The sequence below is a fragment of the Pontibacter sp. 13R65 genome (assembly GCF_047525655.1).
Lineage (GTDB): Bacteria > Bacteroidota > Bacteroidia > Cytophagales > Hymenobacteraceae > Pontibacter.
The window spans coordinates 233486-246135 of record NZ_JBLIQL010000006.1 but is presented as its reverse complement, the minus strand read 5'-3'; the positions used below and the strand labels follow the sequence as shown (position 1 = coordinate 246135).

The 12650-nt window shown below is 45.7% G+C and carries 8 protein-coding genes; 4 read left to right on the top strand and 4 right to left on the bottom strand.

Annotated features, from left to right (window positions below; all coding sequences use genetic code 11):
* Nucleotides 1-26: 26 nt before the first annotated feature.
* Nucleotides 27-599: a sigma-70 family RNA polymerase sigma factor gene (locus ACMA1I_RS10150; protein WP_337068207.1), complete on the bottom strand. Its 573-nt coding sequence runs from the start codon at nt 597-599 to the stop codon at nt 27-29.
* 143 nt (nt 600-742) lie between these two features.
* Between ACMA1I_RS10150 and ACMA1I_RS10145 the strand changes: the two genes are divergently transcribed.
* Nucleotides 743-937: a hypothetical protein gene (locus tag ACMA1I_RS10145; RefSeq protein ID WP_337068206.1), complete on the top strand. Its 195-nt coding sequence runs from the start codon at nt 743-745 to the stop codon at nt 935-937.
* 364 nt (nt 938-1301) lie between these two features.
* Here ACMA1I_RS10145 and ACMA1I_RS10140 read toward each other — a convergent pair whose 3' ends face one another.
* Together ACMA1I_RS10140 and ACMA1I_RS10135 are read right to left on the bottom strand one after the other, a co-directional pair.
* The gene (locus ACMA1I_RS10140; RefSeq protein ID WP_337068205.1) at nt 1302-2486 is read right to left on the bottom strand and encodes a proline dehydrogenase family protein; all 1185 of its coding nucleotides are present in this window, start codon (nt 2484-2486) and stop codon (nt 1302-1304) included.
* Nucleotides 2487-3053: 567 nt separating this feature from the next.
* Nucleotides 3054-3854 (bottom strand): NYN domain-containing protein, encoded by an 801-nt coding sequence (locus tag ACMA1I_RS10135; RefSeq protein WP_337068204.1) that lies wholly within the window; start codon nt 3852-3854, stop codon nt 3054-3056.
* A gap of 208 nt (nt 3855-4062) precedes the next feature.
* Here ACMA1I_RS10135 and ACMA1I_RS10130 point away from each other — a divergent pair, with 208 nt between their 5' ends.
* Both ACMA1I_RS10130 and ACMA1I_RS10125 read left to right on the top strand, forming a co-directional pair.
* Nucleotides 4063-5019 (top strand): DUF1028 domain-containing protein, encoded by a 957-nt coding sequence (locus tag ACMA1I_RS10130; protein ID WP_337068203.1) that lies wholly within the window; start codon nt 4063-4065, stop codon nt 5017-5019.
* A gap of 454 nt (nt 5020-5473) precedes the next feature.
* On the top strand, nt 5474-6871 hold the full coding sequence (locus ACMA1I_RS10125) for a M20/M25/M40 family metallo-hydrolase (RefSeq protein WP_414703895.1): 1398 nt from the start codon (nt 5474-5476) through the stop codon (nt 6869-6871).
* 288 nt (nt 6872-7159) lie between these two features.
* On the opposite strand, the gene ACMA1I_RS10120 is transcribed toward ACMA1I_RS10125, so the two are convergent.
* Entirely contained in the window at nt 7160-8380 is a 1221-nt protein-coding gene (locus tag ACMA1I_RS10120; protein ID WP_337068202.1) for an S-adenosylmethionine:tRNA ribosyltransferase-isomerase, read from the bottom strand.
* A gap of 860 nt (nt 8381-9240) precedes the next feature.
* On the opposite strand from ACMA1I_RS10120, the gene ACMA1I_RS10115 reads away from it, so the two are divergent.
* The gene (locus ACMA1I_RS10115) at nt 9241-12489 is read left to right on the top strand and encodes a PQQ-dependent sugar dehydrogenase (protein ID WP_337068201.1); all 3249 of its coding nucleotides are present in this window, start codon (nt 9241-9243) and stop codon (nt 12487-12489) included.
* Nucleotides 12490-12650: the final 161 nt, after the last annotated feature.

The following is a 12650-nucleotide window of genomic DNA, read 5'->3' as shown; positions in this document are numbered from 1 at the left end:
AAAAGGCGTAAACCCCATTTGGGTTGTTAAACTTGCGGCTTGTAGGCCGAAAAAAATATCTTCTTTAAGCGTTGCAGGCACTTGTACTTCTGGTTTTTGGCAGTGTCGGAGTTCGTGTAGCCGAACTTCTCCGTTATGTCCTGCATGTTCTGCATGTTTATGTAATAATCTTCTATCAGGCTGCGGCAAGGCTCCCCAAGTTGTGCCAGTGCATCGCCCATCAGGTCGAACTGGCGCTCGTTCTCTTCGTGCTGCGAAACATCTTCCTCAACCGGCAGGTAGTTTTCTGCATCGTCTACCTTCACGGCAAACCTGCCTTTTTCGGCGAGCCGCTTTAGCCAGAGTCGCCTGCAAACCGAGTACAGGTACGTTTTTATCTGACAGCTAAGTTCCAGGCTGTTTTCCCTGATCTTCTCATAAAACACAATAACGGCTTCCTGGTATATATCCTTGGCTTCGTCATCTGTTCCGCTGTTGTTGAGGATAAAATGAGATATCATGGGGAAATGAAGTTTGTAGAGGTAGGCAAGGGCTCTGTCATCGTCCTTACGAATACCTGCTATTATCGCCTCATCCGTCTCATACAAAGTATTCTTCATTCCATTCAAGTTTTAATACGCCGGAGGGCTTTTTGTAACCCACAGAAAAAAAATAATTTTTTTTTTAGAAATGCTGGGTTACCTCTTTCCGATTTCTGTATGAAGTTCAAAATCGAAACTAAACACTTAATTACAAACACAAAATGAAAAATTTATTCAAAATCGCCGTAGTTGCTCTTGCTGTTGTTTCTTTCTCTGCTTGCAACGATGCTGCTACTACTGAAACTGAAGCTACTGAAACTGAAGTAACAACTGAAGAAGAAGTTGCTCCTGTAGAAGAAGTTGAAGTTGACACTACTGCTGCTGCTGTTGATACTACTGTTGCTCCAGTTGAGTAATTTAAAAACAGAACTGCAATAGTTTACTTATAGTTCTAAATACACACAAAAAGGCTCTGTATTCCGGTACAGAGCCTTTTTGTGTGTTTAGACTTCTGATAAAGTTATTCAGTGGCTTCTAATTCTTCTAATGAAAACGCCCTTCCGTAGGCATTTTAGGTGTTTTAGAGGCCAGGCATTAGAGGGTATATTTTCTGGTTCTCCTAAAAACTCTCAAGTGTTGTGCACGCTGCAAGGTCTTGCTTGCACAGATTTAAATCCGCTCATGAAGTACCTATCTTTTCAGCCATTAACAATTAGCTGCCAACAACTAAATTCTGCTAATGAAAAAGGCCTTCCGGAGGTGTTTTGCCAGTTTAGGTCTTTAGGCTTTGGCTTTCCTGCGTTCCATCTCTTTCCGGATGAGACTGAACTCGCGGCTGCTCTGGCCTGCAATGGCTGTGTTCTCGTTGGCGCGACGCAATAAATAGGGCATTACCGCATCTACGGGACCATAGGGTACATACTTGGCTACATTATATCCGGCATTTGCCAGGTTAAAAGATAAGTTATCGCTCATGCCAAAGAGTTGCGCAAAATAGATGCGCTCATCAGAAGGATCAATGTTTTGCTCTGCCATAAGGTCTAACAGCAGGTAACAGCTTTTTTCGTTGTGTGTGCCATTGCAGATCGCTATTCTGTCGAGGTGCTGCATGCAGAACCGGAGTGCCGCATCAAACAGCTCGTCCGATGCCTGCTTGGTTGGATTAATAGGGCTCGGATAGTTTTGCGCTTTGGCGCGTTCGCGTTCTTTTTCCATGTAGGCTCCTCTCACCAATTTGGCTCCAAGGTAGTACCCCTGGCGTACGGCCTGCTCATAATCGCGCTGTATTACCTTCAGCCGGTCGTGGCGGTAGAGCTGATAAGTGTTATACACAATGGCCTTCTCGGTGTTGTATTGCTCCATCATTTGGTAAGCCAGGTGATCTATCGTGTCCTGGATCCAGCTTTCTTCGGCATCCACAAAAACACGCACGCCGGCTTCGTGGCAGCTTCTGCAGATAGCATCTACACGGTCGCGGCCACGTTCAAAAGCACCTCTTTCTGCTGCACTTAGTTCTTTTTTTTGCTGTACCTTTTCCAGCAGGTCTATATCTATAAGGCCGGTTACTTTAAACACAGAAAAAGGAATGTTCTTGTTGCCTTTTGCTCTGGCCACTGTGCGAAGAATTTCATCACGTGTGGTATCGAAACTCTTTTCGTCGCCTTCTCCCTCCACAGAATAGTCGAGAATGGTGCCGATGTTATAGTTGCCCAGAGCCTGTATCGCCTTACCTGATTCTTCTATGGTTTCGCCACCACAAAAATGATTGAAAATAGTGGGCTTCACGATAAACTTAACAGGCAGATGCAGTTTAATGGCTGTGTTAAGTAAACCGCCTCCTATTTTTACAAACGCGTTGCTATTCATGGATTTAAACATCCAGTACATTTTAAGCAATTCAGCATCCGATTTAGAGGAAAAGGCAACAGCAGTGTTGTCGAAAGATACGATTGATGTAGGGTTCATTAAAGTTATGCTAGGGTACGCAAAGATACTGGTTGGCTACGGTTTTATAACAAAACTGATATGTTGAAATTCCATTTCAAGAAAATATAAATTATGTGTTCAGGCTTCCGCCTTCTCCTATTTAAATTTTCTGTCTTCAAAGGCCTTTCTGCTTTTGGTAGAAGGTAGCAATGTAGGATGTGCTATAGAATGAATTTAGGCAAGAAATTATTGGTATTCGGCTTTTCGTTAATGCGTGGAATAGGCCCCGATTTTTTGGTGAGCATTGTTGTTGCCTACGTGTTTATAATTGAATTGCAGTCTTTGGAAAGTATCCAACAGGAGATCTTAAATGTTAAAATTTCAATAAAATGAAATTGTTTTTGCCAAATTAGGGCTGGTGTGATGCTGTAGTTGCAAATGTGTTGACTGTTGACGCTTACGTTTGTAGTGCGGCCGTCGCGGGAGGAATACCCGGGGCAGTAACTACATGTTACTGCCCCGGGTTGTAAAGTGGTGAAAGTGCCTGGGCTCTCGGGAGCATAAAAATAACACCTGCCAGGATACACTCCTGCCAAGTCTGGGGTATTATTTGCTCTGAGCCGGTTTGCGGGTGCGACTGCTGGAGGTGCGCCGACTTGGTTTTCTTTGAATGTACACAGCTGAAGAACCTTTGTCGTCTTCTTTCCGGATGCTGAAAAGCTCTTTGTGTGCTTTTATCAGTTGTATGAGCTGGCTAAAACCAAAGGTCCTTGGGTCGAAGGCAGGATCTAACTGGCGCAAGGCCATGCCCATGGTTCCCAGGTGTGCCCAACCGTCTTCGCCTACTGCCATACTAAAGGCTTCTTTAAGCATGGGAATTGGGTTCGGTCTCAGGTTTTCCTGGCCGGCAGGTGTGTTTTTGTCGGCAATGGCAATCTTCTGCTCGTCAATGTTTTCTGTCAGGTTTTCGGTATAAATAAAAATGTTACAGGCATTCACAAAAGGCTTAGGTGTTTTGCGTTGGCCTATGCCCATCACAAAATTGCCCGATTCGCGTATGCGCGTAGCGAGGCGGGTGTAGTCGCTGTCGGAAGAAACAATGCAGAAGCCATCTACAAGGGCACTGTGGAGCAGGTCCATGGCATCTATAATCAGAGCGCTGTCGGTTGCGTTCTTACCCACTGTATATCTGAACTGCTGTATTGGCTGAATGGCGTGGTTGTTCAGGCAGTCTTTCCAGCCGTTCATCTGGGGCGTAGTCCAGTCGCCGTATATGCGGCGTATCGTAATTGGACCATACTTGCCTACTTCCGACAGAAGTTTAACAATAAGGTTGGGCTGCGCATTGTCGCCATCTATAAGCATGGCCATGCGCTGCGGTTTTTTTTCAGAATAAGGGTCTTTCATATCAGATGGCTTTAAATGGTTGTGTGCTATTAACCATTTTGAGCTATATATTTTAAATTTTATACTTATAAAGTAAAGTTTTGTATACGGTGCAAGTTAAGTAGAAACTGCTGCCGGTGCCGTATCTGTTAAATTACGTTAGTTTTATTCCAAATTCACCTAAAGTCTCTTTTTAGTTAAAAAGGGGCCAGATACACCACAGAATTCTATGGCACGACAACACAAGAAGGCACAGGTAGTAAAATCGAAAGAGCCGCTGGCGCATACCTACTCGATTATAGCCCGGGATCCTGTGGCAGGCGAAATGGCTGTGGGCGTACAGAGCCACTGGTTTTCTGCTGGCACAGCTGTACCCTGGGCAGAGGCAGGTGTTGGTGTGGTGGCCACTCAGTCTTTTGTAAACAAATCGTTTGGTGTGCGGGGGCTGGCGCTCCTGAAAGAAGGAAAATCGCCGGAGGAGGCACTGGACATTTTACTTGCCGACGACGAGGGGCGGGAAGTGCGGCAGGTAGCCCTGCTGGATGCGCAAGGGCGGGTGGCGGCCCATACGGGCAGTCAGTGCATCCGGTACGCTGGTCATCTTACGGGCAAACAATTTTCGGTGCAGGCAAACATGATGCTTCACCCAAAGGTGTGGCAGGCCATGGCCAAAGCTTTTGAAACCAGCGCAGGCAAGCCCCTGGCGGAGCGTGTGCTGCTGGCAATGGAGGCCGCAGAGAAAGAAGGCGGCGACATAAGAGGCAAACAATCTGCAGCCCTGGTGGTGGTGCCGGACAAGGCAGGCTCCCAACCCTGGAACGATAAAACCATAGACTTGCGTGTAGACGATCATGCGCATCCGCTGGAGGAACTTGCCCGGCTGCTCAAAATCTACAGAGCCTATGAACACATGAACAATGGCGACGAGGCTATGGAGCAGGGGCAAATGGCAGAGGCCGTAGCAGAATACAGCAAAGCCCAGGCAATGTATCCGCAGAACCAGGAAATGAAGTACTGGCACGCCATTACGCTGGCCAACAACGGCAATGTAAACGGAGCGCTGAAGCTGCTGAAAGAAGTGTACCGCAAAGACAAAAAATGGCGCGACCTTACCTCGCGGCTGCCAGAAGTTGGTATGCTGATGCTACCGGAGAAGGAATTAGTCCGGGTGCTGGCGTTGGAGTAGAAAGGCTGTGTAACAGATACATGGTTTCTCCGGTTTATTTTAAATAAAATTGCCTTTTCAGAGGCTTTTTGAGTGATAAAAAACACAGGGCATAAAACAGAAGATCACTGAAGTATTTAAGAATAAGTTGTTAAAACAGAAGCTATAGTCGAAGAAAGATTTATCAGTTTAACCATTCAGCAGCTAACATTCAGCAACCAAATTATGCTAATGAAAAAGAGGTTCCGGAGGCCTTTGTGTACTTGAGGCACTTAGGCTATTGGCCAACATAGGACTGTCTCTGTTTTAATAATTTGAAGTAGTTAAAGCATGGTTTTGATCTGGCTGCACAATTAAAAAGTTGTGCTCGGGATCAAACTTAAAATTACTACAGGAAAAAATCAGGAGCATTTTCAAAATCATTAGTATATTCCGTTTTGAAGTTATACCATTAAAATTTCCGACCCCTTACCTCATGCTATTTAAAACTACACTCCGCTCAGCGCTGCTAGCAGTGGCTGCTGTTTTGGCTTTGCCTGCCATGGCCCAGCAAAACTATGCCACCGATTCTGTTACCATCCGAAAAATTTATGACAACGCCCTCACCAGCTACGAGAGCTATGAGAACCTGCGTTACCTTACCAAAAAAATTGGCCATCGCCTTAGCGGTTCTCCACAAGCGGCGGCGGCAGTAGAGTGGAGCCGCCAGGTAATGAATAAAATGGGGCTAGACCGTGTGTACCTGCAGGAGGTAATGGTACCGCATTGGGTGCGAGGCGAAAAAGAAATTGGGCGTGTAACCAACTCCAGAGCAGGTGCTGCCGAGATGAACATTGCAGCCCTGGGTGGCTCTGTGGGTACAGGTGCAAAAGGTATAAGCGCACAGGTAGTAGAGGTAAAGAGTTTTGAAGAACTCGAAAAGCTGGGAAAGAAAAAAGTGCAAGGCAAAATCGTGTTCTTCAACAGGGCCTTTGATAATACTCACCTTAATACCATGCAAGCATATGGTGGTGCTGTAGACCAGCGCGGTGGCGGCCCGGTTGCAGCTGCTAAACTAGGGGCTGTAGGAGTACTGGTGCGCTCTATGGCCAACGAGGTGCAGGATGTGCCGCACACCGGCAGCACCCGTTACCAGGAGGGTATTGCCAAAATTCCGGCTGCCGCTATTAGCACGAAGCATGCGAACCAGCTCAGCGACCTGCTGCAAGACGACCCGGAATTGAAATTCTATATGCGCATGACCTGCGAAACACTGCCTGACGTGCTTTCTTACAATGTAATAGGCGAGATAAAAGGAAGCGAGAAACCAGAAGAGATAATAGTAGTAGGCGGTCACCTCGATTCGTGGGACTTGGGAGAAGGCGCACACGACGATGGCACAGGCTGTATGCAATCTATTGATGTGCTGCGCATGCTGAAGGAACTGAACCTGAAACCAAAGCGTACGGTGCGGGCAGTTTTATTTATGAACGAAGAAAATGGCCTCAGAGGCGGACTGAAATACGCGGAGCTGGCCAAAAAAAACAACGAGAAGCATATTGCTGCCATTGAGTCTGATGCAGGGGGGTTTACGCCACGTGGCTTCGGCATAGATGGCACCGATGCCCAGTTTGCCAAAGCCATGAGCTGGCATAAACTCCTGACGCGATACGGGCTCCACGACCTGAACCGCGATGGCGGCGGCGCTGATATTGGTCCCTTAAAAGGCCAGGGAACGGTTGCTCTAATCGGTTTCCGGCCAGATTCGCAGCGTTACTTCGACTACCACCACACCGAAATAGACGTGTTCGAAAACGTAAACCGCCGTGAGATGCAATTAGGAGCCGCTTCTATGGCAGCACTGGTGTATTTGCTGGCAGAGTATGGGTTTTAATCGTAGCTGGTAATCGATAATATTTTCAGCAGAATTCACTTCTTCTCATTTAGCGGCGCCTGCTTTTGCACTTTAGCAAAGGCAGGCGCTTACTTTTTAAGTCGCTTCTCTAAAGTGTTAACAATGTAAGTGTTTTCAATAAATCAGTCTTTCAAGCTCAGTAGACCAAAATCATTAGTAATTATTCTAATGAAAACAGCCTTCCGGAGGGCAAAAGCCCCTTTTGAAACCTGGCTGCTAATGAAGGACTTTTATCAAAAAGAATAGTTGAATTCGGTTTACCCAAAATCAACTATTCTCGCGCATCAGCAAAGAACTGTCACCGTAGCTCAGGAAGCGGTAGTTGTTGTTTAAGGCGTGCTTGTAAATAGTGCGCCAGCTTTCCCCTACCAGTGCCGACACCAGCAACAGCAGCGTGCTCTCCGGCTGATGAAAGTTGGTGACAAGGCCGGAGCAGATTTTGAACTCGTAACCAGGCGCGATAATAATTTGGGTACTGGCGTGCAAGTAATCAGACTGCTGCTGTTCCAGGTACCTCAGAATGGCTTGCAGTGCTATAGGGGCGGCGGGTGGTGTGGCTGTTTCGTAAGGGAGCCACTGGTTTATGAGTAGTGCATCGGGTGCCAGGGCCGGGTTCTGTAGCAGGAGTACACCCAGCCAGTACAGGCTTTCGAGGCTGCGCATGCTGGTGGTGCCAACCGGTATAATAGGGTTACCCAACTGCTGCAGCACCTGCTCCACTACCTGCTTCGATACCATTAGTTGCTCGGCGTGCATGTCGTGCGCTTCCATGGTGTCGGCTTTTACAGGTTTAAACGTGCCGGCTCCAACATGCAGCGTTAGGTAAGCTGTTCCAATATGTTGCTCCCGAAGCTGTTGCAGTACCTCGTCTGTGAAATGCAGGCCGGCAGTTGGGGCAGCTACTGCTCCCTGTTGTTGTGCATAAATGGTCTGGTAGCGGGTTTTGTCGTCGGGGGTGAGGTCGCGGTTGAGGTAAGGGGGCAGCGGCAAACGACCACACCGCTCCAGCACTTCCGCAAAGGCAAGCTCCTCCGGCAACCAAGTAAACCCAATCAGGAAATGGCCTTCCTGCTGCGAGAGCCGCTCTGCGGAGAGAGTGCCCCCCTCGAAGTGCAGGTGCAGCTTTTCGCCTTTCCAGCGTTTGTTATTGCCTACCAAGCACTTCCAGGTACTTTGGCTGGTTTGCTGCATGGCCCTCTGTATTTCGCGGTGCGGAGCAATTGGTTCAAGACAGAAGATTTCGATCAACCCTCCCGTTTCTTTCTGAAACAGCAGCCTTGCCTGCACTACTTTAGTGTTGTTAAAAACCAGCAGGGTTTGCTGCGGCAGTAGTTGCGGAATGTCTGTAAACTTATAATCGGTTATCTGGCCGCCCTGGTAGTGCAGCAGTTTAGACTGGTCGCGCTGCGGAAGCGGAAACTTGGCAATGCGTTCTTCTGGCAGCTCATACACAAAATCTTTAATGGCCAGCTGTTTTGGGTTAATCATGCAATTATGGTAATAGTTATTTGCAAAGGTAGCTACTACTACTCATATTTTTAGTAAGGGAAAGACAGGGCAAATATTTTAGATTTGGCTAAATTAAAAATTTAATTAAATGATGGGTGGTATATATTATAATTAAAAAATATATACTATAATTGTATTGTTTTATTAAAAAATGAGGTTTAAATTTTATTGGATAAAGATTATAATTTAAATAGTCATTAATTTTGCTACAATTCGCTCTTAACTATTGTAGCTGCTTTTCGTGTGGTTTAGAATTACCGCAGTTCCTAATCTCCAATTTAACCTGCCTACTACTAATGCCCCAATAATTTATTATGTAATAAATTCCTTTGTACAAACTTCAAAAGAGCTTTGTGCTAGAATTTAGAATCTGGTGCAGAGCTGGGAGAAGGGGGGGAGATGGAATGACTTGAACCCGGATAAAGAGGATAGGTAGAGCTTTCTCCTATTTTGTCTGACATTAATTTTTCTAGTTATTATTCACTATAGTCTTATATGAGCTTGGAAGCTTTTTACTCGACCAATTTTTATCAAAATGAATCTTTAACTATAGCCAAATAAAGCAAGTGTACATGCTGCTCTACTCTTTTTTGATGAAAATGTAAGAAGGCTATCATTATGTTAGTGTCAAACTACAGTTATCCTTGCATTGGAGATTGCTCTTTACAAAAGCTTTCTCCACTTTATTCTACTCCTTAGTGCTGATCTGCTGCTCAAAAAATTTAATAAGAGCTCTATCAGATAGTTTATTACCTGCAAAATAAGTTGAAAGGCATAATTAGAGGTCTGATTGGCTAATATCTATAAATCTAATAACATTTCATTTACACACCCACCTAATGAAATCAGTACATTTCAAGTCAATTTTCATGCCACGGCTACTGGCTTTTCTGATGTTAATGTGCCTCTTATCTTGTACACAGCAAGCGCAACAGCAAAAGATACTGGTATTGCATTCGGCAGATTTCAGCAAGCATGAACAGAGCCAGTTTTACCTGCAAGAAATTCAGGAGCAGGCATCACAACAGTCAGTTTTGGTAGAGTTTACAAGCGACCCTTCCGTTTTGAATACAGCTAAGCTGCAGGAGTACGGTGCTGTAATTTTTCTAGATATGCGAACCTTTATCTTAGGTGAGGAGCAACAAAGCAGCTTTAAAAGCTACCTTGAGCATGGTGGAGGGTTTATTGGCATACAGGCTGAGCCAACTGATACGAGTAGCTGGCGCTGGTATGCCGGTATGTATGAAACTGGTAAAGAATCTTCCGGGCCGGATGTAATGTTAGCTTCCATAAGCAATCCGGAAGATAGTGCTGGAGACTTTTTCAGAAGCTTTACCTACACCGGTGGCAGAGTATCGATATTAAATGCCAAAATAAACAAGGAGGCTGCGGATGGGCAAAAATTTAAGGAGCAACTTGCTGCCGTTATTCGTTTTGTACTTGGTGGTGCTGGTGCAGATTCAAAGCATCTGCAGGAACTAAGCCGCTACCATTATGCCGTGCTGTACGATGATCTGAAAGAGCCCATGGAACTGGCTATTTCCAGTACAGGGCTTGTGCTGGTTATAGAACGTGAAGGAAATATTTTTGAATTTGATCCTGCCTCAAAAGTAACTAAAAAAATAGCCAGACTGCCTGTAGACGCCACAGAGTCTGGACATGGCTTACAGGGGCTTGCAATCGATCCTGATTTTGCAGATAATAAACAAATTTATCTTTTTTATACACCACCCAAGTCAAGAGGGGCTGTCATGTTTGTGTCTCGGTTTACGATGGTAGCCGGAGGTGTCGACTTGTCCTCAGAAAAAGTGCTCTTGAAAGTGCCGTTGGAGATAAATCAAAGTGGCCATTTGGGCGGATCTCTTGCATTTGATGCCAAAGGTAATCTTTACATAAGTACTGGCGACAATTCGGTAGCGCTTCATTCCGGCGGATATGCCCCTATAGATGAGCGGCCCGGACATAATTTTAACGACGCACAACGATCTGCCGCTAATACCCACGATTTAAGAGGAAAAATTCTGCGCATCACTCCTCAGCCTGATGGCTCATATTCGATCCCTGACGATAACCTGTTTCCGAAAGATGGATCAGAGGGGCGGCCAGAGATTTATGTGATGGGTTGCCGGAATCCCTTTAGAATTGCAGTAGACAAGCCGTCAGGTATTTTATATTGGGGAGAAGTAGGCCCTGATGCCGGTAAAGACAGCACGCGTGGTTCACAGGGTTATGACGAGATAAATCAGGTTAAACAAGCTTGTAATAACGGCTGGCCGTACTTTATAGGCGATAACTACCCGTACGCGGCTTTTGATTTTGCTACTGGTAAAATCGGACCCTTATTTGATCCGGGGGCACCCATAAACAAATCTGTCAATAATACAGGTGCCAGAAATCTTCCGCCTGCAGCACCGGCATTTATTTACTACCCTTACACGCCGTCACAAGAGTTTCCTGAGTTGGGGGAAGGAGCACGTTGCGCCCTTGGCGGGCCTGTGTACCATTATGATGCAGCCTCAACTTCCGGTATAAAATTTCCGGAATACTATGACAAGGTGCTTTTTATAGGGGACTGGTCCCGCAACTGGATAAAGGCAGTTTACATGGACGGAGATTACCGCTATAAACGAATAGAAGCGTTTATGCCCAAAGTAGCTTTCGATAACCCGATAGATATGGATTTTGGCCCCGACGGAGCCTTATATGTGCTGGAGTTTGGCGACCCTTGGGGCATGTTAAAAAAAGGTGGAAAGTTGGCTCGTATCGAGTATAACAAAGGCAATAGGCCTCCGGTTGCCGTGGCTTCAGCCAGCGAAACGATAGGTGGTGTACCATTAACTGTAAAGTTTTCCAGCAAAGGTTCTTTTGATTATGATAATGGTGATGTCTTAAAAATACAATGGACACTGAATGGAAAGCCATTTGGCCAGAAATCTCCTGATCCTGAGTTTACATTTACTGAGCCTGGGCAATACATGGCAGTACTTACAGTTACCGATAAGAAGGGAATGAGTTCACAGCGTGCACTTAAATTACAGGTAGGCAATTCTGCACCTGTGGTTAAGATTATGTCTTCTTCTAACCAGTCGTTTTATTGGCAGGATAACCAGGCTTTTGACTACCAGGTTTCAGTAACCGACCACGAAGACAAAGAGGTGGATGTAAACAGGTTAGTTGTTAGCCTCGATTACCTGCCTCAGGGCAATGACTTGCCAGGTTTGTTAATAGAAAACCAGCAACTAGAGGATCTGGGGGCAGGACTTGCCAACAAATTAATCAACGAGAACGATTGCATGTCGTGCCACACCCTGGATCACAAAGCCATTGGCCCTGCATTTTTAGATGTGGCGAAAAAATATAAGGTAAACGATGCCACCGTCGAAAAATTAGCTGTTAAAGTTATAAAGGGTGGAGGGGGAGCCTGGGGAGATATTTCAATGAATGCGCATCCGCGGCTTACAAAGCAAGATGCTACTACCATTGTTCAGTACATACTGTCGTTAAATAAAACTACACCAAAAGTGCGTTCGTTGCCGGCCACAGGTAGCCTTGTCCTGAACAGGCATCACGGAAATGGAACTGATGGGAAATATCTGTTTAAAGCTACTTATACCGACAAAGGCGGACCAAAGGTTGATGCATTAACTGGGGCAGGTAAAATTGTGCTGCGGCACCCTCGCATTGGAGCCCTCGAGTTTGATGAATACCATGGATTAGACAAAGTTCCAGCAGGAGAAGGTGTGCATTATTTAAGCCAGATCAACCATGGCGATTATCTTGTTTTAAAGCAAATAGATCTCCGTACGGTAAGGCAGCTGTCATTGAGTTATGCGGCAATGGAGAAGGAGGGCTACGTAGAAGTGCGGGTAGGTTCCTTGAAGGGCAAAGTGTTGAGTCGGATTGAATTGAAACCTACCGGTAACTGGAATAGCTGGAAATCTTCGCACGCTTCCATAAATGACCCAACGGGTAAGCATGACTTATATTTTGTTTTTGGCAGTAAAACACAAGTAAAAGATAACCTGCTACGCTTACGATGGATAGAATTTCATCAGAAAAAGGCCGGTGGGTACGTGGCCAGTTTATGAGCAGGCCCCTGAGTGGCAATGCAGCTAATCTTCCCATTGTTGCAATGGTAGAACCGGGGTTTATATCTGTTGTGCTCTGATAAATAAATGCTATTGTTTATGTAACCAGCTAGCTCAAATGTAAGCGTTCCTCAACTTAAGAAGGCCTGTTTCTTGCATCC